The sequence below is a fragment of the Mesorhizobium vachelliae genome (assembly GCF_033977325.1).
GTDB classification, from domain to species: domain Bacteria; phylum Pseudomonadota; class Alphaproteobacteria; order Rhizobiales; family Rhizobiaceae; genus Mesorhizobium; species Mesorhizobium vachelliae.
The window spans coordinates 128794-149583 of the sequence record NZ_JAVIIR010000017.1; the positions used below are offsets into that span (position 1 = coordinate 128794).

Below are 20790 nucleotides of genomic sequence, written 5' to 3' on the forward strand. Positions count from 1 at the left end.
CAAGCAATGGGTGCGATGTGAAGGGTTCGGTGGACTGCATTTTCTCCCTCATTTGCGATCTTATGACGTGTTTTGAGTATTTATGATGTTGACAGGCTTCACGCACTGTCGTCAATATCCCTCACGCGGGCCATGGAGGAACAGGCCCCGAGGGAGGAATTCGATGTCTCATTTGATCCGCATGTCGCGGCGCCGCCTTTTGGCGTCCGGAGGAAAGGCCGCGGTGTTCGTCGCCGCGACCGGTATTGCACCGCAGTTCATTCGTCCCGGCCGCGCCTTCGCGGCGGATGCGCTGGCCCCCGGCATGATCGGCGGGCCGACCGGTTTCGACGGCGCGGAACGCTATCAGTACGGCCCCGACACGCCGGAAGGGCGCGCTGTCGAGGCGGCCAAGGCCCTGAAGGCGGCCGGCAAGGCGCCGGCGAAGATCGTGCTCGGCCTGTCCGACGGCTCGATCGGCCAGCTGACCAAGCCTTTCCCGGCCGGCGCGCCGTCGATCAAGGATCTGTGGGAAAAGGAAACCGGCATCCAGATCGAGATCGTCGGCCTGCCCAACGGCCAGGAATTCACCAAGACGATGCAGGACATCTCCACCAAGGGTGGGGCCTACGACATCTATTCGACCGAATGGAACCGGCTCGGCGATCTCGCCGAAACCGGTGGCATCGCCAAGCTCGACGACTTCGTCGCCCAGTACAAGCCCGAGTGGGACGATCCCAAGACAGGCTATGTCGACGGTGCGAAAGGCGTGTCCCTGCTTAATAAATACCGCGGCTCGACCTATGGCGTGTCGCTGGACGGCGACTTCCAGACCTGGGTCTATCGCACCGACCTGTTCGGCGACGCCGCCGAGCAAAAGGCTTTCAAGGACAAATACGGCTACGACCTTGCCCCGCCGAAGACCTGGAAGCAGCACAGCGATGTCGCGGCCTTTTTCCAGCGGCCGGACAAGGGCCTGTTCGGCTCGACCGACCTGCGCAACCAGGGCTGGGGCTACACCAACTGGTACCAGCGCTATGTTTCGATGGCCTCGCCCAACCAGTTCCTGTTCGGCGATGACGGCAAGCCGCTGATCAATTCCGAACAGGGTATCGCCGCCACCAAGGAATATGTCGAGTCGCTTGCCCACCATTCGCCGGACGCGATTTCGTGGGGCTGGCCGGAGCAGTATGGCAATTTCGCCAAGGGGGGTGCTGCGATGACCTGCGCCTTCTCCAACCTGCCGAAATTCCTCGACAATGCCGGCAACAAGGATTCGGCCGTCACCGGCAAGATCGGCTCGATGCTGCCGCCCGGACGCGAGATCGACGGCAAGCTGATCAGCCGCTCGGTGCTCTGGTTCTCGCTGACCGGCATGGTGTCGTCGCAGTCGAAGAATCCGGAGGCCGCCTATCTCTTGCTGCAGTGGCTGGGTTCCGCTCGCATCTATGCCTGGATGAGCGCCAATCCCGGTGGCTATCTCGATCCGTTCCGGCTTTCGGACTTCGCCGATCCGCTCGTACGCCAGACCTATCATGCCTACCACATGGATGTGGTGCGCGAGACGGTGGCGCGCACGGTGCCGACCATCAACTATCCCGGCGCCACGGCCTTCCACAACGCGCTCGACGAGAACCTCGTGGCCTCGCTGACCAAGGCCAAGACGCCGGAGCAGGCGATGGCTGACACCGAACGCGAGTGGAAGAAGATCGCGCGTCGCATCGGCGAGGACAAGCTTCTCGAAGCCATCAAGACCAACAAGGAGGCCTGGCCGACCGTTCTCGATCCGATCAGCTGATCCGCCTCCCTGGATCAGAAAAGGAGGGGAGGGGCGACTGCTCCTCCCCTTCGCCCGCAACGCCACCAGCAAAGCAGCCAGATGAAGCGTTCCGTTCCTTTCGAGATCTTCCGCTACGCCGCCATCCTCGCGGCGATGGCGGTGACGCTGGTGCCGATCCTGTGGATGGTGTCGATGGCGTTCAAGCCGATCGGCGAATGGTCGGCGACGGGCGCCGACCTGACATGGTGGCCAAGGCATCCGACGCTCGCCAATTTCCAGTTCGTGTTCGGCCATTCGACCAACGACCTGATCGTCGCGCTCGACCACACGGCGGTGAAGCCGATCCTGTCGTCGCTGCTTTCGGCGGTGTTCGGGACGGTGATCGCCATGTCGGCGGGCACCGCCGCGGCCTACGGCCTGTCACGCTTCGGCTCCGGCCAGAACCTGCCGCTGGCGCTGATCCAGCTCAGGCTGTTTCCGCCGATGGCGGTGATGATCCCGGTGATGATCATGTGGGCGTTCCTCAACCTCAACGACACATGGTGGGGGCTGGCGCTGATCTACGGCATCGTCACGCTGCCCTTCGCCTTCTGGCTGATGAAGACCTTCTTCGACGACATGCCGCGCGAGATCGAGGAGGCGGCGCTTGTCGAGGGCTGCTCGCGGTTGCGCGTCTTCACCCGCATCACGCTGCCGATGATGCGCGCGCCGCTGGCGAGCGCGGCGCTCTTCGTCTTCATCCTCAACTGGTCCGACTATCTGATCGCGCTGCTGCTCACCACCCGCGAATGGGTGACTATCCCCGTGTACATGGCGTCGCTGTCCTCCTCGATGACCGGGCAGCTCTATGGCGCCAAGGCCGCGCTCGGCCTGATCGCGGCGGTGCCGCCGGTGATCATGGGCATCGCCATCCAGCGCCACCTTGTGCGCGGGCTGACCTTCGGAGCGCTCAAGCAATGAGCGCGGTGACAGCGACGGTTTCGGAGGACAAGATGGGCGCGCGGACAAAGCCCGCCACGCCTGACGAGGGCGCGCGGCTGGGCTTCCGCCTGACGCTGCCGGCCCAGATTCTGGTCCTGTTCATCTCGGCCTTTCCGCTCTTGATGCAGCTCTACATCAGCGTCACCGACTGGTCGCCGCTTTCGGGCGTCGGTTGGTGGAACGCCTGGGAGATGTGGAACAGCTTTGCCAACTACACGGACCTCGTGGCCGACAGCCGCTTCTGGAGCGCCTTGCAGCGCACCGCGATCGTCATGCTGGTCTGCGTGCCGGCGGAGTTCCTGCTGGGTCTCGCGCTGGCGACGCTGTTTGCCGACGACTTTCCCGGCAAGCGCATCTTCTATTCGATTCTCTTGATGCCGATGATGGTCGTGCCCGCGGTCGCCGGCTACATGTTCTTCATGCTGTTCCAGTCGGGCGGCCCGGTGAACGACATTCTGTCGCGCATCGTCGGCGCGCCGGTCACCATCGCCTGGCTGTCGGATCCGACCCTGGCGCTGATCGCCGTCATGATCGCCGACATCTGGCAGTGGACGCCGCTGATGTTCCTCATCCTGCTCGCCGGCCTGGTCGGCGTGCCGGAGGACCAGATGAAGGCGGCGACGCTGCTCGGTGCCAATGCCTGGCAGCGCTTCACCACGATCGTGCTGCCGAAGATGAAGACGATCATCATCATCGCCTTGGCGATAAGGGTGATCGAGAACTTCAAGATCTTCGACACGCTCTACATCATGACCGGCGGCGGCCCCGGCGTCGCCACCGAGACGATCTCCGTCTACATCTACAAGGTCACCACCCAGGACCTGATCTGGGGCTATGTGGCGGCCATCGCTTTAGCCATCCTGATCGTGCTTTCGATCGTCGCGGTCTACGCCATGAAGCGCATGGCGAAGGGCCGGGAGGTGCCGGCATGAGCGCGATCCACCTCCAGAACCTGGTCAAGAAGTTCGGCGACTTCGCCGCGCTGAAGACGATGGACCTCGAAATCGCCGACGGCGAGTTCATGGCGCTGCTGGGGCCTTCCGGCTGCGGCAAGTCGACGACGATGAACATGATCGCCGGCATGGAGGAGCCGACCAGCGGCAAGATCCTGTTCGGCGAGCGCGACATGGCCGGCGTGCCGATGGGACGGCGCGGCGTCGGCTTCGTCTTCCAGAACTACGCGATCTTCACCCATATGACCGTGCGGCAGAACCTCGCCTACGGTCCGAGGATGCGCGGCGCCGCCAAGGCAGAGATCGACCGCCGGGTCGGCGCCATTGCCGAGATGCTGCAGCTTTCGCCGCTGCTCGACCGCAAGGCGGACCGGCTCTCCGTCAACATCCTGCAGCGCGTGGCGATCGGCCGTTCGGCGATCATGGAGCCGGCGATCTTCCTGCTCGACGAGCCGCTCTCCAATGTCGATGCCGCCTTCCGCGCGGTGATGCGCACCGAGCTCAAGCAGCTGCAACGCCAGTTCAGGCAGACCATGGTCTATGTCACACACGACCAGCTCGAGGCCATGACCATGGCCGACCGCATCGCGGTGATGGATCACGGCGTGCTGCAGCAGGTCGGCACGCCGCTCGAGGTCTACAACAACCCGGCCAATGTCTTCGTCGCCCGCTTCATCGGCGCGCCGGGCATGAACCTGCTGAAGGGCAGGCCGGGGACAAGCGATCGCGGGCTGGTCATCGATCTCGGGCCGCTCGGCGTCACGCCGCCCTTGCCGGATGAACTCGCTTCGGCCGTGAGAGCGGTGCGCGGCGAGGTGCTCTATGGTTTCCGGCCCGAGCAGGTGACGCTTGCCGAACGCGGGCTCTCGATGCCGGTGAGCTTCGTCGAGCGGATCGGCGCGCGCACCATCGTCCATCTCGGCGAAGGCGAGAGCGCGGTGAAGGCGGTGTTCGAGAACGATGTCGGGCTGTCCGTCGGGCAGACGGCGGTCTTCGCGCCGCCGGCCTCGTCGGTGCGCGTCTTCGATGCCGCCACCGGCCTTGCAGTGAAGGCGGGCTGAGCCATGGCCGACATCATCTTTCGCAACGTCACGAAGCGCTACGGCAACACACTTGCCGTCGACGATGCCTCCTTCGCCGTCAACGACAACGAGTTCTTCTGCTTCTTCGGGCCGCCGCTGTCCGGCAAGTCGACGATCCTGCGCCTGGTGCTTGGGCTGGAAGTGCCGGACGAGGGCGAGATCCTGATCGGCGGCAAGCCGGTCAACAGCGTCTCGCCGGCCGAGCGCAATGTCGCCATGGTGTTCCAGAACCTCGCGCTGTTCTCCCACATGAGCGCGCGCGACAATGTCCGCTTCCCGCTGGTCGAGCGGAAGGTGGCCGAAGCCGAGATCGGGAAGCGGCTCGCCGACGTCGCGCAAAAACTTCACATCGGCCACATCCTGCACAAACCGCCGGCGCAGCTTTCCGGCGGCGAGCGGCAGCGCGTGGCAATCGCGCGCGCCCTGGTGCGCGACCCGGCTGCCTATCTGATGGACGATCCGATCTCGGCGCTCGATGCCAGGCTGCGCGAGGAGACGCGCGTCGAATTGAAGCGCATCCAGCGCGAGCTCGGCAAGACGCTGATCTATGTCACGCATGACCAGGAGGAGGCGATGTCTGTCGCCGACCGTATGGCCATCCTCGAAAACGGCCGGATCCGGCAGATCGGCGCGCCTGCGGAAATCTACGACCGGCCGGCGAGCGCCTATGTGGCGCGCATGCTCGGCTCGCCGATGATGAACATCCTGCCGTCGGTGCGCGGCGCCGGCGGTGTCGAGGCGGCGGAAGGGACAATCCGCGTTGCCGATGCCAAAGCGCCGGCCGAGGCGATCGAGATCGGGCTCAGACCAGAGGACATAAAGGTCCGACCCTGGTCGGACAATGAGACGGCGGAAGTTCGTCCGGCGCGGGTGTTCGAGGTCGAGCCGCTCGGCGGCTACACCGTCGTGACTTTAGAAGCCGGGCAGGTGCGGCTCAGGGCGCTGCTACGCGGCCAGCCTGACATCAGGCCGGATGCGATGGTGGCGATATCCTGCGAGCCGGGTCGCGTGCATTATTTCGGCCAGGACGGAGACGCGCTGTGACGGCGGCCGTATGGACAAAATTTCGGGAGGAAGAGATGGCTGGAAAAAGCTTCGAGCCGGACGTCAAGGTTCGCACCAGGGATTACCGGATCGGTTGCGTCGGCGCCGGCATGATCATGGCTGAGTGCCACCTGGCGGCCTACAAGGAAGCAGGCTTTCCGGTGGTGGCGATCGCCTCGCGCACCAAGGCGAATGCTGAGAAGGTCGCCACCCGCTGGGGCATCCCGACCGTTCACGACACGCCGGAACAGCTGATCGAGGATACCAATGTCGACATCATCGACCTGGCCTTTCCGCCGGACCAGCAGCCGGCGCTGATCCGCCACGCGCTGAAGCAGAAGCACATCAAGGCTATCCTGGCGCAGAAGCCGCTGGCGCTGTCGGTCGAGGAAGCCGTCAAGCTGCGCGACGAGGCGGCCAAATCCGGCAAGATCCTCTCGGTCAACCAGAACATGCGTTACGACCAGTCGATGCGCGTGCTCAAGCAGATCATCGACAGCGGCGCGCTCGGCGACATCGTCTTCGCGCAGATCGACATGCATGCGATCCCGCACTGGCAGACCTTCCTTCAGGACTACGACCGGCTGACGCTCGCCAATATGAGCGTGCATCATCTCGACGTGCTGCGCTTCCTGTTCGGCGATCCGGACGAGATTACGACGCTGACGCGCAAGGACCCGCGCACCCAGTTCGACCATTCCGACGGCATCACCGTGTCGACGCTGCGCTTCCCGTCAGGTGTGCTTGCCGTTTCACTGGAGGACGTCTGGTCCGGTCCCCGCCAGGAGGGCTACAAGGACGACCAGCATATCAACTGGCGCGTCGACGGCACCAAGGGCGTCGCCAAGGGCACGATCGGCTGGCCGACCGGTGCTGCCTCGACGCTGACCTACGCCTCCGCCGAGACGACCGGCGGCCAATGGGTTAGCCCGAGCTGGGAGACGATGTGGTTCCCGCATGCCTTCATCGGCGTCATGGAGCAGCTGCAGCACGCGGTGAAGACCGGCACGCCGCCGGCGCTCTCCGTTGCCGACAACGTCAAGACCATGGCGCTGGTCGAGGCAGGCTATCGCTCGATGGCGGCGGGCCGCACGGTCAAGCTCTCCGAAATCCCGACAAACTGAATCACTTACAAGGAGGAATTCACATCATGATGCAGGCAGGCATTTTCACGGGCTATTTCCCGTACGGCCTCGAGGAGACGGCGAAGAAGATACGCGGTCTCGGCTTCAACACGGTGCAGCTCGACCTGCACTTCAAGGATATCGATCTGTCCGCCGGCCAGATCACCAAGGACAAGGCGAAGAAGGTGCGCGACACCTTCCGCGACCACAACCTGCCGATCTGCTGCGTGTCGGGCTACACGAACATCATCCATCCCGACAAGGCGGAGCGCGAGAAGCGCGTCGGCTATCTCAAGGAGATCATCCGCAACGCGCGCCATTTCGGCTCGCCTTACGTGATCTCGGAGACCGGCACCTACAACACCGAGTCCGACTGGGTGCATCACCCGAAGAACAAGACCGAGGAAGGTTTCGAAGAGTGCCGCAAGGTGATCGCCGACCTTGCGCAGACGGCTTACGACCACGGCGCGGTGTTCCTGCTCGAAACCTACGTCAACAACGTCGTCGGCTCGGTCGAGGAGACGGTGAAGATGTTCGCGCAGGTCGACCATCCCGGTCTCGGCCTGCTGATGGACCCAACCAACTATTTCGAGACCCACAACATCGACCGCATGGACCAGATCCTGAACCAGGTCTTCGACACGCTGACCGACAAGATCAAGATTGCTCATGCCAAGGACGTCAAGCGCTCGGGCGACGACAAGTCGGAAAAGCACGCCGATATCGGCGATGCCGACGCGATGGAAAGCCACACCTTCCGCGGTGTCGGCGAGATCGAATTGCCGGCGCCGGGCCTCGGCTCGCTGAACTACGACCTCTACCTCAAGCGCCTCGCCGAGAAGCATCCCAACATCCCGATGATCATCGAGCATCTGTCGGAAGACGACGTGCCGCGCGCCAAGAAATTCCTCGACGGGAAGCTGCGCGCCAACGGCCTCTGAGGGTCGCAGGGCGCCGCCCGCTCCGGCGCGGCACCCGCATTCGCAAGATAGGGAGTGGAGGAAACGAGATGTTGAAATTCGGATTGAAACTGGCGGCCGCGGCGGCCGTGTTCGCGGGCGTTGCCTTCTGCTCGGCGGCGCAGGCCGCGGACGGCCAGAAGACGTTCTACCTTCTGTCGCATGGCGGCCCGTCGGACGCGTTCTGGATCGACTGGAATGCCGGCGCGACCAAGGCCTGCGACCAGCTCAAGGTGACCTGCAAGATCTCCTTCAGCGGCGGCGACATGGCGGCGCAGAAAGAGGCTTTCAACTCGGCGCTCGCGGCCAAGCCGGACGGCATCGCCACGACTTCGGCGCAGCCTGGATTGTGGACCGAGGAGGTGAAGGCGGCGAAGGCGGCCGGCATTCCGATCGTGTTCTTCAACACGGACGATCCGGCGACCGGACGTCAGGCCTATGTCGGCGCCGACCTCAAGGAAGCCGGCGCCATCTGGGCGAAATATCTCGTCGACCACAAGATGGTGAAGCAGGGCGACAAGGTGTTCCTGCCGGTCGAGGTTCCCGGCGCGAGCTACCAGCAGCTCGAAACCGAGGGCATCGCCGGCGTCTTCGATCCGCTCGGCATCAAATATGACGTGGTCGATTGCGGCACAGATCCGGCCGGCATCATCGCCAAGATGACCGACTATATGGTCGCCAACAATCCGCCGGCGATCATCGCGCTGGGCGATTCCGTGGCGGCCAGCGTCAAGCGGGTGTTCGACGGCGCCGGCATTCCGGCCGGCAAGATCCCGGTCGTCGGCTGGGGCAATTCGAAGGAGACGGCCCAGGCGGTCAAGGATGGCTTCGTCAACGCCGCCGCCTGGCAATATCCCTCGGCGCAAGGCTTCATGCCGGTCGCGCTGCTCGGGCTCGCCGCTTCGGGCGAGCCGATCGGCTACGACATCCACACCTTCGGCCTCTATGAGGCCTCCAGCGTCGAGCCGATCCTGAAGCTCTACGACAAGAAGTAAGGAAATCGGCGCCCGCCGCTTGAGTGGCGGGCGCCATGCAGAAAAGCATGGTTCAGCAAGTTATGGCAGTTACAGCGGAAGACGGTGCCGGGCGCGCGAAAGGCAGGTCGAGCCTCATGCGCTCACCGCAATTCTCCTCCTTCGTCATCCTCGTCGTGCTCCTGGTGGTGTTCGCGGTTGCCGACGGAAATTTCCTGTCGCCGCTCAACATCTCCAACATGATGGCATTCCTGCCGGAACTCGGCATCATTGCGCTCGGCATGACACTGCTTTTGACTGCCGGCGAATTCGACCTGTCGGTCGGTGCGGTGTTCGGCCTCGCCCCGGTGGTGGTGATGCTGCTGGTGCAGAATGCCGGGGTCGATATCGGCGTGGCGCTGCTGGCCGGACTTGTGCTGTGCATTGCGATCGGCGCGATCAACGGCGTGATCGTCACCAAGATCGGCATCTCGTCCTTCCTGGTGACACTGTCGATGCTTTTGATCGTGCGGGGTGCGGCGCTCTACATCACGCAGGGCTTTCCGCTGAAGTCCTGGGACCAGCCGGGCTTCTTCGTCACGCTGCTGGCCGGCAGCTTCAACATCGGCGCGTTTCGCTTCTACACCTCGCTCTGGTGGTTCATCGGGCTGTCGCTGCTCGCGGTCTACATCCTGCGCTACGCCAAGCTCGGCAACTGGATCAGCGCCATCGGCTCCAACCGCAACGCGGCGGTGGCGCGCGGCGTGCCGGCCGACGCGGTCAAGATCTGGCTGTTCATCCTGACCTCGGTGCTCGCCGGGCTCGCCGGCATGATCAGCGCCTTCCGCATCTCGGCGGCCTCGCCTGTCGCGGGAACCGGCTATGAGCTGGAGGTGATCGCCATGGTCGTGGTCGGCGGCACGGCGCTTACCGGCGGGCGCGGCACGATCCTCGGCACCATTGTCGGCGCACTGATGCTGCGCGCGATCCGCAACGGCATCGTGCTCGTCGGCGTGCCAGGCCTCGCCTACAACATCTTCGTCGGGGTCATCATCCTCGCCATGCTCATCCTGCACGCGCTGCTGCAGAAAAACGCCGCAAGGAGCTGACGATGATGCAGGAAGTGCTTCGGTTGCAGAACTTACAGAAATCCTTCGGCAGCGTGCGCGCGCTGAAGAATGCCTCGCTGACGCTCAAGGAGGGCGAGGTGGTGGCGCTGCTCGGCGACAACGGCGCCGGCAAGTCGACGCTGATCAAGGCGATTTCCGGCGTCTTCCCGATCGATCGTGGCGATATCTATGTGCGCGGCGAGAAGGTCTCGATCCGCACCACGCGCGAGGCGATGGACCTCGGCATCGAGACCATCCACCAGGACACTTCGCTGGCGCCCGACCTCAGCATCGCGCGAAACCTGTTCCTCGGCCGCGAGCCGGTCAATCTCAAATGGCTCGGGGTGTTCGCGCCGCTCGACCTCGCCAGGCTGCGCGATGCCGCCTCGGCGCTGCTGAAGCGCGTCGGCATCTCGAAGAAACTCGACGCCGATGCCTTGGTCTCGACGCTGTCCGGCGGCGAGCGGCAGTCGATCGCGATCTCGCGCGCCATGCAGTTCGCCGCCAAGGTGATCATCCTCGACGAGCCGACCAACAATCTCGGCGTCGAGGAAACGCATGGCGTGCTGCGCTTCGTGAAAGAGATGCGGGCGGCCGGGCATTCGGTGCTCTTGATCACCCACAATATCCACCATGTCTTCGAGGTCGCCGATCGCATCATCGTCATGCGCCGCGGCGAGATCGTCGCCGAGCAGACGGTCGCCGACACCGACCTCCTGACCGTGGAGAGCCTGATAACCGGCGCCGATCTGTCGGCCCTGATGAAAAGGGCGCAGTGACGGCATGGTGAAGCTCTTTGGACAGACGCTTTCGCGCCGGCAGGTCGCCGAACGCTCCGGCATGCTGTCGCAGTTTGCCGGCGTGCGACTGATGACGCTGGGCGACGGGGTCGAGCGCGGCATCCGCATGCTCGAGTTCCGCACCGGCTCGGGCCTGCGCTTCACCGCGCTCGTCGATCGTGCGCTCGACATCGCCGATTGCGAGTACAAGGGCCAGGCGATCGGCTGGCATTCGCCGAGCGGTTTCCGCAACCCGGGCCTGCACGACTATGAAGGCGAGGACGGCTTCGCCTGGGGCCGGTCCTTTTCCGGGCTGCTGGTCACCTGCGGTCTCGACCATATTCTCGGCCGCAACGAGGTGCCGGCCGAAAACTACAATTATCCCGGACGCAAGACGGTGACGCATTCGCTGCACGGGCGCATCAGCACCATCCCGGCGCGGCTCACCGGCTATGGTGAAAGCTGGGACGGCGACCGCTGCGTTTTGTGGGCGGAAGGCGTCGTCCAGCAGGCAAGCGTGTTCGGCGAGGATCTGCATCTCATCCGCCGCATCGAGGCCGATGTCGGCGGCAGCGAGATCCGGCTATCGGACCGCGTCGTCAACCACGGGTTCCGCCGCACGCCGCATATGTATTTCTACCACGTCAATGTCGGGCATCCGCTGCTCGACGAAGGCTCGCGCTACCTGGCGCCGATCCGCGACGTGGTATGGGCCGCGCATGAAGGCGAGCGCTACGAGGCGCAGAAGGTCGGTTACCGCACGGTGCCTAAGCCACAACTCGGCTTCAGCGAACAGGTCTGGCAGCATGAGTTGGGCACCGATGGCAAGGGCGAGGCGCCGGTCGCCGTCGTCAACGACCGTCTCGGCCTCGGCTTCGAGGTCGTCACCCGCAAGGACCAGTTGCCTTGCTGTTACGAGTGGCAGAATTTCCAGGCCGGGCAGTACGCGCTTGGCATCGAGCCCTCGACGCACCATGTGCTCGGCAATCTTGCCGCGCGCGAGCGTGGCGAGATGATCTGGCTTGAGCACGGCGAGACCCGCGCCTATGACGCGGTGTTCCGGGTCCTCGACGGCAAGGATGCGGTCGCCGATGCGGAACGACGGATCGCGGCCATCGCCCGCCAGCCGGAGCAGGATTATCCTCAGCCCTCCGGCGAGTTCCCAAAACTGGCGGGCAGGGCATGAGCGTGACATTTATCCATAGCAAGCCCTCCGGCCGGGGGACCGGATTGCCAGCGTTGTGTGAAGATTGGAGGCCGATTTGACGATGGCGAAAAAGCGCGACTACAGCCTTGTCGGCGAAAGCACACGTAAGGCGATCGAGACCGGACTTGCCTCGGCTGAGTGGTATCACACCGACGTGGCGCGCAAGACCATGAAGGAGTTGATGCAGCGCTCCGACGGGCCGGCGATCCGCGACACCATCATTTGGATCGTTGCGATCCTGGGCTCGGCCGCCGGCATCGTCTGGTTCTGGGGCACGTGGTGGGTCGTGCCGTTCCTGTTCGTTTATGGCGTGCTCTATGGCTCGTCGAGCGACTCGCGCTGGCACGAATGCGGCCACGGCACGGCGTTCCGCACGCGCTGGATGAACGATGTCGTCTATCACATCGCCTCGTTCATGCTGATGCGCAATCCGGTGCAGTGGCGCTGGAGCCATGCGCGCCACCACACCGACACCATCATCGTCGGCCGCGACGCCGAGATCGCGGTGATGCGGCCGCCGGACCTCATCAAGGCGGCTTTGGCCTTCACCGGCATCCTCGACTTCCGCTATTCGCTGCCGACGCTGGTGCGCCAGGCCTTTGGCACATTGTCGGACGACGAGAAGAGCTACATACCGGAGATGGAGCAGCACAAGGCGGTGACCGCGGCGCGCTGGCATATGGTCGTCTACGCCGCGACGATCGCTATAGCGATCGCGCTTAAATCATGGATACCGCTGGTGCTGATCGGCGTGCCGCGCCTCTACGGCACCTGGCACATGGTGCTGACGGGGCTGTTGCAGCATATCGGGCTGGCCGACAACGTCACCGACCATCGGCTGAACACCCGCACCGTCTACATGAACCCGATCAGCCGGTTCATCTACTGGAACATGAACTACCATGTGGAGCACCACATGTTCCCTATGGTGCCCTATCACGCGCTGCCGAAGCTGCATGAGCTGATCAAGCACGATCTGCCGGTGGCGAACCCGTCGATGTGGCACGCCTATCGCGAGGTCTGGCCGGTGCTGCTCAGGCAACTGAAATACGAGGACTACTATCTCAAGCGCGAATTGCCGGCGACGGCGAAGCCCTATCGCGGCGAGTTCCACGATCTCGACATAGCGGCTGCAGCGGCCGAATAGGCGCCGCACGGGAAATTGGAGGCAGACGATGGCTGAGTGGGTCGAAGCATGCGCGGTCGATGACGTGGACGAGGAGGATGTGATCCGCTTCGATCATGGCGGCCGCACCTTCGCGATCTACCGCTCGCCGGACGACGCCTTCTTCGCGACAGACGGCTTCTGCACGCATGAAAAGGCGCATCTCGCGGACGGGCTCGTGATGGACGACATCATCGAATGCCCCAAGCACAATGGCCGCTTCAACTACAAGACCGGCCAGGCCAAGGGCGCGCCGGTCTGCGTCAACCTCAAGACCTATCCGGTCAAGGTCGAGGCCGGTAAGGTGATGATCGATATCGGCTGAAAGCCGCCAGACAAACAGGATGCACCAATGAGCCGAAAGAGACCGACCGTTGCCGATCTGCGCGCCATGAAAGGCAAGCGGCAATTGACCATGCTGCGTGTGCTGACGCTGGAGGAGGCGGAGGCCGCCGAGCGGGCCGGCATCGACATCGTCTCGGTGCCGCCGGAGCTGGTGCTCAACCCGCAATATCGCGATGCCGCGCCCAGCCTCTTCACCATGCCGGGCGACAATTTCTTCGAGATCGGCACTACAGACGATTTCGTGCGCTGGTCGTTCCGGCTCTACAAGGCCGGCGCCGACGCCGTCTATTGCAGCGCCGGCTACGCCACGATCAAGCGCATGGCCGACGACGCCATCCCGGTGATTGGTCACGTAGGCCTCATTCCTTCCCGCGCGACCTGGACCGGTGGGTTCAAGGCGGTCGGCAAGACAGCTGACACCGCCATGCAGGTGTTCGAGGCGGTCAAGCAGTTGGAGGCCGCCGGCGCGATCGGCGCCGAGATCGAGGTGGTGCCGGTGGAGGTGGCCAAGGCCATCTCCGAGCGCACCTCGCTGATCATGCTGTCGATGGGCGCGGGCACGGGCTGCGACGCGCAATATCTGTTCGCCGAGGATATCCTCGGCACCAATCGTGGTCACATGCCGCGCCACTCGAAAGTCTACCGCAATTTCGCCGCCGAGTATGACCGGCTGCAGCAGGAGCGCATCGCGGCGTTCTCCGAATATGTCGCCGACGTCAACAGCGGCGCCTATCCGGAAGACAGGCACATCGTGCACATGGATCCGGGTGAGCTCACCCTCTTCATGAAGAAGGTGGGCGCAAAGCCCTGAACCAAGAGTCGAAAAGCTTCAGCCGGTCGCCGGAGGGCCTTGCCAGATTCCGCTGACGAGAGCGGCGTAAAGCGCTTCGGCATCAATGCCGAGCGGTCTGTCTTCCTTGAGCGTCGCCACATGCGAGCGCACGGCCGCGTGGATTGCGCCGGTGGCCGGCGCGAGCGTTGTGCCTTCGCGCAAATCGACGGCCTGCGCCGCCGCCATCAGCTCGAAGGCGATCAGCCGCCGCCACAGCACGATCATCTCCGCGCATTTGGCGACGGCGAGCGGCGTCTGCGTGGCGTGATCCTCGACGCCTTCGGAGACAGGCAGGAAATCGAGCATCACCGGATTGGCCTTGTGGCGGATCGCGGCCAGGATCGCCGTCACGGTCTTCTGCAGCGGCACGAAGCCCGCCGAGGCGCCGCCGACAGGCGACAGATATTTCGGCAGGCCGTGGCGGGTCGAGCCGGTGAGCTGGACGAAGCGGGCGGCCGAAGCCGCCGCGCACTGCGCGATCGCCAGGCCAAGCGTCTCGAAGGCAAGCGACAGCGACGCGGTGTGGAAGTTGCCGGTCGACATGACCAGCTCGTCCTCGGCAAGCACCAGCGGATTGTCGGCTGCGGCGTTGAGCTCGATCTCGACGGCAAGCCTGGCATGGTCGATCGCCTGGATCAGCGCACCGTGAATCGAGGGCATGCAGCGGATCGACAGCGGGTCCTGGATGGTGGTCGGCGCCGGCGCTTCATCGCGCGCCAGCAAGTCGCGCAGGGCCTTCGCCGCAAGCTGCTGGCAGGCGCCCGGGCGCGCCTGATGCTGGCGCGGATCGAGGATGGTGCGGTTGGCGCCGATGCCTTCCATCGTCAGCGCGCCGGCCTGCTGCTGCTGGTCGAGCGCCGACAGCGCATCGGCTAGCGCCAGCGCTCCGTTCCCGGTGGAAACCGCCGAGGCATTGATCAGCGAAAGGCCGTCCTTCGGCGAGAGGGCGACGGGCGCAAGCCGCGCCATCATCAGCGCCTTGGCGGCGGGCATGCGGCGGCCCTGGTATTCGGCCTCGCCATCGCCGATCAGCACACGGGCGATCGCCGCCATCAGCAGAAGATCGCCGGCGCCGATCGAGCCCAGCGACGGCATCACGGGATGCACGCCGGCATTGAGCGCCTCGACCAGCGCCGTGAACACGCGCGGTGACAGGCCCGAGCCGCCGGCGGCGAGCATCGCAAGGCGGGCAAACATCGCCGCCCGTACCGCCGGCACGGGCAGGGCCTCGCCGACAGCGGCGCTGCGGCCTTCGATCAGCTGGCGCTGGAAGGCGCTCGCGTCGCCTTCTACCGCGGTGACGAGATTGGCGCCGAGGCCCCTGTTCAGCCCGTAGATCTGTTGCCCGCCGGCCGCGGCGGCATCGAGGACCTGGCGAGCCTTGTCGAGCTTTTCGAGGACGGCCGGCATGACCTCGACCTTGCAGGCGTTGCGCGCGGCGGCAACCACATCCTCGATGCTGACACCGGCGCCGGTGAGAACGAGCGGGCTCATGCGAAGCGCAGCCTCTGGCCAATGCCGTTTTCGCCGGCCTTGGCGAGCATGGCCTTGCCGAGCGCGATGTCGGAGAGCGAGAGGCCGCGATGCCAGAACAGGATCGTCTCGCCATCGCTTTGCCGGCCTGGCTTGAGGCCGGCGGCGATCTGGCCGAGCTCGGCGTGCAGCGTTGCCTCGCTCAGCCGTCCCGTCTCAACATGGGCGCGCAGCGAGCCGAACTTGCCGCCCTTGCACTGGCCCCAGTCGTCGACGACGATCTTCTGCATGATGTCGGTGAGCGACAGCTCAACCGCGCTCATCGTGCCGTAGGGCACCACCAGCGCGCCACGCTTGATCCATTCGGTCTTGAGCAGCGGCTGTGGTTCCGGCAGCCGCGAGGCTTCGACGACGATGTCCGCGCCTTCCACGCAGCTTTTCCAGTCAGCCACGGCCATGACCGGTTTGCCGAGGTCGGCCGCCAGCCTCGCGACAAAGCTATCGCGGCTCTCGGGCCGGCGCGAATGGACGCGGATCTCGTCGAAATCGAAGAGATGGTCGAGCAGGCGCACATTCCAGTAGGCGGTGCCGCGCGCGCCGATATGGCCGAGCACCCTGGACGACTTCTTCGCCAGATGCTTGGCGCCGATGGCGGTGACGGCGCCGGTGCGCATGTCGGTGATGACGGTGGCGTCGAGGATGGCGCGCGGCGTGCCGGTGCGCGGATCGAAAAGATTGAGGATGCCGAATTCCGACGGCAGGCCGTGCATGTAGTTGTCGACATAGTCGCCGACGATCTTCACGCCGGCAGCGTCGAGCGGCGCCACATAGCCGCGCAGGACGTTGAAGTGGCCGTGGAAGGAGGGATCCGGCTCGAGATGGACGCGCGGCTCGATCACCGTCTGGCCGTTACCTTGGGCGACAAGTCCGGCTTCGACGGCGCCGATGATCTCGGCGTCGGTCATGGCTAAAGCTTCGATGTCAAGGGCATTGAGGTAGTTGATATAGATGGGCTTCATGCATTTTCCTCGGCCACCCCTGAGCTCATCCATAACAGGCGAAACGGCGGCACGGAAGTTTGTTGGATAAGCACTGGACTGGGCCAGGCTTATGCTGTTCAACCAGCGCGTCATGACCAGCATTCCCGACAACGAGGCCGTGTCCCAGTCGACACATTCCGCGCGGCAGTCCCGGCGCGTCGCGCTGATCGTGGCGGTCGCCTTCTTCATGCAGCTGCTGGACTCCACGATCATCTCGACGTCGCTGCCGCAGATGGGGCAGTCCTTCGGCGTGCCGGCGGTGGCGATGAGCATCGGCATCACCGCCTATATGCTGACCATGGCGGTGTTCGTGCCGCTGTCGGCCTGGCTTGCCGACCGCTTCGGCGCACGCACCATCTTCCTCGTGGCGATCGCGCTGTTCACGCTAGCTTCGATCGCCTGCGGCTTTTCGCAGAGCCTGACCGCGTTCGTCGCCGCCCGCATCGTGCAGGGGCTCGGCAGCGCGCTGATGACGCCGGTGGGCCGCATCCTGGTGCTGCGCAACGCCGAGAAGTCGGAACTGCTCAACGCCACGGCGCTGATCACCTGGCCGGCGCTGTTCGCGCCGGTAATCGGGCCGGTGCTGGGCGGCTTCATCACCACCTATCTCTCCTGGCATTGGAACTTCTTCATCAACGCTCCGCTGGGGCTGACCGGACTTGCGCTGGTCGCCCGCTTCGTGCCGGGCGACCGCGATTCCGAGGCGAAGCCATTCGATTGGCCGGGCTTTTTCCTCACCTCGCTCGGCCTTGCCGTGATGCTTTATGGTCTCGAACGCTTGGCGCATCCCGGGGACAGCTTGCTGCCGACAATAGGCTCCATCGGCATTGGTATCGTGATCGGCTGGTCCGCCGTTCGCCATCTCCTGCAGGCCCGGCATCCGCTGCTCGACCTTTCAGCCTTCAAGGTGCTGACCTTCGCGATCTCGACGCTTGCCGCGGGCACGGTCTTCCGCGTCGCGATCAACGCCACGCCTTTCCTGCTACCGCTGCTGTTCCAGGTCGGCTTCGGCCTGCGCCCAGTCGATGCCGGCCTGTTGGTGCTGGCCTATTTCCTCGGCAATCTCGGCATGAAGACCGTGACGACGCCGACGCTCAGGCGTTTCGGCTTCCGCGCCGTGATGGTGGTGAACGGGGCGATCGCCTCGCTGGCGATCATGGCCTGTGGGGCGATCTCGCCCCAGACGCCGCTGGCGCTGACCGTTGCCCTGATGCTGGTCGCGGGTCTGTCGCGCTCGATGCAGTTCACCGCGCTGAACACGCTTGCCTTCGCCGATATCGGCGCGCGGCAGCGGAGCTCGGCCGCGACGCTCTCCAGCATGCTGCAGCAGATAGCGATGCTGTTCGGCGTGGCGATCGCCGCGGCAATCCTCAACCTGTCGCAAATCATCAGGGGCGAAGCCGAGCCCGACCTTCTCGATTTCAGAATCACCTTTGCCGTGATCGGCCTGGTAGGTCTCGCCGCGGCAATGCGCTTCCTGGTCCTGCCGGCCAATGCCGGCGCCGAGGTTTCAGGCCATTCGACGAACAGTTGACGTTGCGCCGGGCGCATTTTGCGGACTCAAATTGCGCCGGTCCTGCTGCGCTCGAACGGGTTCTTCCGCGCGTCGTGCGATCGCGGCAACGAGCCGCCAAAAAGCGCAAGAGTTTCCGGCTATTGCGCCAGTTGCGGCAATCGATGCGTCCACTTGGAAAATAGTCGGACAGGCGCGGTTATTGAACGCGGATTCATTTGACGAGCCGCTGTTGAGCCGATTAGCTTTCGCGCGGGATGGAGGCCGGCAAGGCCTGGCCATCGGGGCGAAAGACATAAGCGATGAATGCGATCGGCCGGCCGAACTGGAGGCGCCTTAATCAGGAAGGCATCGTCTTTGCCATCGCCATCCTTTTGTTCGCCGCCGCTGCGCTCGGCCTGCCCGGGTTTCTGACCGCCGACAATCTGGTCGCCATCGTCCGCTCCGTCTCGGTGCTTGGCATTCTGGCGCTCGGCATGGCGGTCGTCATCATCGGCCGCGGCATCGACCTGTCGGCCGTGGCGATCATGGCGATGTCGGTCGCCTGGTACCTGCAACTGCTCAACACCGGAACCTCGGGCGGGCTCGCCTTTGTCTATGTATTGGCGGGCGTTTTAGCCATCGGCCTGCTCAACGGCTTCCTCGTCGCCTATGCCGACGTGCCGGCGATCTTCGTGACCTTGGCCACCGGCTCCTTCGTGTTCGGCTATGTGCGCTCGCAACTGATCACGCAGGATGCCGTGCCGGTGCCCGGGGGGCACTGGGTCGAGCTGCTCGGCGGCGTCCGCTTCCTCGACATTCCGGTCGAGGTGTTCGTCTTCGCCGGGCTGGCCTTCCTGGTCTTCCTGTTTCTGCGCTATACCAAATGGGGCCGCTTCATCTATTTCGCCGGCGACAATCCGGTCGCCGCCCGCAACATAGGCGTTCCGGTGCGGCCCATGCTGGTGCTGCGCTACGTGCTCTCGGCTGTCGTGGCGCTGATCGCCGGGCTTTTGACGGCGGCCAGCCTGCATTCGATCAACACCCGCATCGTCAACTCGACGCTGCTCTACGACATCGTGCTGGTGGCGGTGATCGGCGGCATCGGTCTTTCGGGCGGCAGGGGCGGGGTGCGCAACGTGCTGGTGGGGGCGGCGCTGATCGGCATCCTGCTCAACGCCATGACCATCATCGACATTCCGCTGCTCTACCAGAACCTGATCAAGGCGGCGATCCTGTTAGGCGCCATCATCGTCGACGGCATCATCAATCCGCGCGACGAGCAGACCGCGCAGCAAGGCGACATTTAGAGCAGATGGGCTGGCCCATCTGCTCTGGGGGTACCCGGAGCGATCGCGACGATCACCCGGCAATGAAAACCGAACCAGAGGACGTGACATGAAACTAATCAGAACATTGATGGCCGCCGCCACGGCGCTCGCCGTTACCGCCTTCGTGGCGCCGAGCATGGCCGCCGACGATCCGGGCCCCGCCGCCTATGCCAAATCGCTCAACGGCAAGCGCGTCATGCTGGTGCCTCTGGCGATGGGCTTCGACCTGGCGCAGGGCTGGGCGCATTATCTGAAGAAGGAAGTCGAGGCCTGGGGCGGCACGTTCGAGACCCGCGATCCGAACTGGGTGGTGGATGCCGGCGCGCAGGCGATCACCGACGCCATCGCTTCGGACACGCGGCCCGACGTTCTGATCATCCATGCACCCGACCTCAACTCCTATTCCAAGCTGATGAAGAAGGCGCAGGCCGCCGGCACCTATGTGATGCTGGTCGACAATCCGGCCAACTTCCCGGCCGATGCCTTCGTCGGCAGCGACTGGGACAGGCTCGGACAGCTCGAGGCCGAAGCCGCGATCAAGGGCTGCGGCGAGAATTCGTCCAAGAAGATCGGGCTGGTGCAGGGCGACCAGGCGAACTCGTCGAGCCTCTACCAGTATGCCGGCATCATGAAGGTGCTTGAGAAGCATCCCGACTTCCAGGTGGTGGCAAAGCCCGACTCGAACTGGGACGCGACCACCTCGCGCAACGTGACGACGACGATGCTGCAGCAGCATCCGGATATCTGCTCGATCATCGACTTCTGGGACGGCGACGCCACCGGCGCCTCGGCCGCGATCCGCGACGCCAAGCTCGACGGCAAGGTGTTCCTGGTCACCACCGGCGGCGGCGAGAAGGCAGCCGATTGCGACAAGCTGCAAGACGGCACCTACGGCGCTGTGGTGATGACCGACCTTGCCCGCCAGTCGGGCGACATGAACGCCATCATCAAGTTCCTGCTGCAGAGCGGCCAGCCGGCCGGCACCTCGCACACCTACATCTACACGCTGGAGAAGGCGACGACCAAGGCCGACCTCAAGCCCGACAGTTGCTGGGACCTGAAGGCGCTGCAGGCCGAAGCGGCGGCGAAATAAGCCGCGCAGCCCAAGAGCATCCCACGGGGTGGCCGGATCGTTCCGGCCACCTCTTTCCCGTTTCAATGG

General features: G+C 64.5%; 19 protein-coding genes. 17 read left to right on the forward strand and 2 right to left on the reverse strand.

Features of this window, described 5'->3' with window-relative positions:
* Window positions 1-163: 163 nt before the first annotated feature.
* From RFM41_RS28580 to RFM41_RS28645, 14 genes are all read left to right on the forward strand, one after another.
* A complete protein-coding gene (locus RFM41_RS28580; RefSeq protein WP_320252751.1) occupies window positions 164-1777 on the forward strand; it encodes an extracellular solute-binding protein in 1614 nt (537 codons plus the stop codon).
* 81 nt (window positions 1778-1858) lie between these two features.
* Window positions 1859-2719: a carbohydrate ABC transporter permease gene (locus tag RFM41_RS28585; RefSeq protein ID WP_320252752.1), complete on the forward strand. Its 861-nt coding sequence runs from the start codon at window positions 1859-1861 to the stop codon at window positions 2717-2719.
* Window positions 2716-3672 carry a carbohydrate ABC transporter permease gene (locus tag RFM41_RS28590; RefSeq protein ID WP_320252753.1) on the forward strand — a complete coding sequence of 319 codons (957 nt, stop codon included), beginning with the start codon at window positions 2716-2718 and terminating at the stop codon, window positions 3670-3672. The genes RFM41_RS28585 and RFM41_RS28590 overlap by 4 nt, the downstream gene beginning before the upstream one ends.
* Window positions 3669-4754, forward strand: coding sequence for an ABC transporter ATP-binding protein (locus RFM41_RS28595; protein ID WP_320252754.1), 1086 nt, complete (start codon window positions 3669-3671; stop codon window positions 4752-4754). Before RFM41_RS28590 ends, RFM41_RS28595 begins: the two co-directional genes overlap by 4 nt.
* A gap of 3 nt (window positions 4755-4757) precedes the next feature.
* Window positions 4758-5819 (forward strand): ABC transporter ATP-binding protein, encoded by a 1062-nt coding sequence (locus RFM41_RS28600; RefSeq protein ID WP_320252755.1) that lies wholly within the window; start codon window positions 4758-4760, stop codon window positions 5817-5819.
* 35 nt (window positions 5820-5854) lie between these two features.
* On the forward strand, window positions 5855-6943 hold the full coding sequence (locus RFM41_RS28605) for a Gfo/Idh/MocA family protein (protein WP_320252756.1): 1089 nt from the start codon (window positions 5855-5857) through the stop codon (window positions 6941-6943).
* Window positions 6944-6969: 26 nt separating this feature from the next.
* On the forward strand, window positions 6970-7884 hold the full coding sequence (locus RFM41_RS28610; protein WP_320252757.1) for a sugar phosphate isomerase/epimerase family protein: 915 nt from the start codon (window positions 6970-6972) through the stop codon (window positions 7882-7884).
* Window positions 7885-7952: 68 nt separating this feature from the next.
* Complete coding sequence (locus RFM41_RS28615) at window positions 7953-8897, forward strand: sugar ABC transporter substrate-binding protein (RefSeq protein ID WP_320252758.1); 945 nt, start codon at window positions 7953-7955, stop codon at window positions 8895-8897.
* Window positions 8898-8959: 62 nt separating this feature from the next.
* Window positions 8960-9964: an ABC transporter permease gene (locus tag RFM41_RS28620; protein ID WP_430708740.1), complete on the forward strand. Its 1005-nt coding sequence runs from the start codon at window positions 8960-8962 to the stop codon at window positions 9962-9964.
* Window positions 9965-9966: 2 nt separating this feature from the next.
* The gene (locus RFM41_RS28625; RefSeq protein ID WP_320252760.1) at window positions 9967-10743 is read left to right on the forward strand and encodes an ATP-binding cassette domain-containing protein; all 777 of its coding nucleotides are present in this window, start codon (window positions 9967-9969) and stop codon (window positions 10741-10743) included.
* Between the two features lie 4 nt (window positions 10744-10747).
* A complete protein-coding gene (locus RFM41_RS28630; protein ID WP_320252761.1) occupies window positions 10748-11929 on the forward strand; it encodes an aldose 1-epimerase family protein in 1182 nt (393 codons plus the stop codon).
* Window positions 11930-12011: 82 nt separating this feature from the next.
* Window positions 12012-13097: a fatty acid desaturase family protein gene (locus tag RFM41_RS28635; protein WP_320252778.1), complete on the forward strand. Its 1086-nt coding sequence runs from the start codon at window positions 12012-12014 to the stop codon at window positions 13095-13097.
* A gap of 28 nt (window positions 13098-13125) precedes the next feature.
* The gene (locus RFM41_RS28640) at window positions 13126-13440 is read left to right on the forward strand and encodes a MocE family 2Fe-2S type ferredoxin (RefSeq protein WP_320252762.1); all 315 of its coding nucleotides are present in this window, start codon (window positions 13126-13128) and stop codon (window positions 13438-13440) included.
* Window positions 13441-13467: 27 nt separating this feature from the next.
* A complete protein-coding gene (locus RFM41_RS28645) occupies window positions 13468-14271 on the forward strand; it encodes a 3-methyl-2-oxobutanoate hydroxymethyltransferase (protein WP_320252763.1) in 804 nt (267 codons plus the stop codon).
* An 18-nt stretch (window positions 14272-14289) separates the two neighbouring features.
* On the opposite strand, the gene RFM41_RS28650 is transcribed toward RFM41_RS28645, so the two are convergent.
* Together RFM41_RS28650 and RFM41_RS28655 are read right to left on the reverse strand one after the other, a co-directional pair.
* Window positions 14290-15786, reverse strand: coding sequence for an HAL/PAL/TAL family ammonia-lyase (locus RFM41_RS28650; RefSeq protein WP_320252764.1), 1497 nt, complete (start codon window positions 15784-15786; stop codon window positions 14290-14292).
* Entirely contained in the window at window positions 15783-16784 is a 1002-nt protein-coding gene (locus RFM41_RS28655; protein ID WP_320252765.1) for an ornithine cyclodeaminase family protein, read from the reverse strand. Before RFM41_RS28655 ends, RFM41_RS28650 begins: the two co-directional genes overlap by 4 nt.
* Before the next feature lie 112 nt (window positions 16785-16896).
* On the opposite strand from RFM41_RS28655, the gene RFM41_RS28660 reads away from it, so the two are divergent.
* From RFM41_RS28660 to RFM41_RS28670, 3 genes are all read left to right on the forward strand, one after another.
* Entirely contained in the window at window positions 16897-18339 is a 1443-nt protein-coding gene (locus RFM41_RS28660; RefSeq protein ID WP_320252779.1) for an MFS transporter, read from the forward strand.
* Between the two features lie 281 nt (window positions 18340-18620).
* Window positions 18621-19607, forward strand: coding sequence for an ABC transporter permease (locus RFM41_RS28665; protein WP_320252766.1), 987 nt, complete (start codon window positions 18621-18623; stop codon window positions 19605-19607).
* Between the two features lie 88 nt (window positions 19608-19695).
* Entirely contained in the window at window positions 19696-20721 is a 1026-nt protein-coding gene (locus RFM41_RS28670; protein WP_320252767.1) for a sugar ABC transporter substrate-binding protein, read from the forward strand.
* Window positions 20722-20790: the final 69 nt, after the last annotated feature.

Bases quoted from the DNA above. Each gene is read 5' to 3' on its own strand.
- RFM41_RS28615 (WP_320252758.1), top strand. From the start codon at position 7,953: ATGTTGAAATTCGGATTGAAACTGGCGGCCGCGGCGGCCGTGTTCGCG.
- RFM41_RS28610 (WP_320252757.1), top strand. From the start codon at position 6,970: ATGATGCAGGCAGGCATTTTCACGGGCTATTTCCCGTACGGCCTCGAG.
- RFM41_RS28645 (WP_320252763.1), top strand. From the start codon at position 13,468: ATGAGCCGAAAGAGACCGACCGTTGCCGATCTGCGCGCCATGAAAGGC.
- RFM41_RS28605 (WP_320252756.1), top strand. From the start codon at position 5,855: ATGGCTGGAAAAAGCTTCGAGCCGGACGTCAAGGTTCGCACCAGGGAT.
- RFM41_RS28595 (WP_320252754.1), top strand. From the start codon at position 3,669: ATGAGCGCGATCCACCTCCAGAACCTGGTCAAGAAGTTCGGCGACTTC.
- RFM41_RS28635 (WP_320252778.1), top strand. From the start codon at position 12,012: ATGGCGAAAAAGCGCGACTACAGCCTTGTCGGCGAAAGCACACGTAAG.
- RFM41_RS28650 (WP_320252764.1), bottom strand. From the start codon at position 15,786: ATGAGCCCGCTCGTTCTCACCGGCGCCGGTGTCAGCATCGAGGATGTG.
- RFM41_RS28620 (WP_430708740.1), top strand. From the start codon at position 8,960: ATGGCAGTTACAGCGGAAGACGGTGCCGGGCGCGCGAAAGGCAGGTCG.
- RFM41_RS28580 (WP_320252751.1), top strand. From the start codon at position 164: ATGTCTCATTTGATCCGCATGTCGCGGCGCCGCCTTTTGGCGTCCGGA.
- RFM41_RS28600 (WP_320252755.1), top strand. From the start codon at position 4,758: ATGGCCGACATCATCTTTCGCAACGTCACGAAGCGCTACGGCAACACA.
- RFM41_RS28625 (WP_320252760.1), top strand. From the start codon at position 9,967: ATGATGCAGGAAGTGCTTCGGTTGCAGAACTTACAGAAATCCTTCGGC.
- RFM41_RS28665 (WP_320252766.1), top strand. From the start codon at position 18,621: ATGAATGCGATCGGCCGGCCGAACTGGAGGCGCCTTAATCAGGAAGGC.
- RFM41_RS28655 (WP_320252765.1), bottom strand. From the start codon at position 16,784: ATGAAGCCCATCTATATCAACTACCTCAATGCCCTTGACATCGAAGCT.
- RFM41_RS28590 (WP_320252753.1), top strand. From the start codon at position 2,716: ATGAGCGCGGTGACAGCGACGGTTTCGGAGGACAAGATGGGCGCGCGG.
- RFM41_RS28630 (WP_320252761.1), top strand. From the start codon at position 10,748: ATGGTGAAGCTCTTTGGACAGACGCTTTCGCGCCGGCAGGTCGCCGAA.
- RFM41_RS28585 (WP_320252752.1), top strand. From the start codon at position 1,859: ATGAAGCGTTCCGTTCCTTTCGAGATCTTCCGCTACGCCGCCATCCTC.
- RFM41_RS28660 (WP_320252779.1), top strand. From the start codon at position 16,897: ATGACCAGCATTCCCGACAACGAGGCCGTGTCCCAGTCGACACATTCC.
- RFM41_RS28640 (WP_320252762.1), top strand. From the start codon at position 13,126: ATGGCTGAGTGGGTCGAAGCATGCGCGGTCGATGACGTGGACGAGGAG.
- RFM41_RS28670 (WP_320252767.1), top strand. From the start codon at position 19,696: ATGAAACTAATCAGAACATTGATGGCCGCCGCCACGGCGCTCGCCGTT.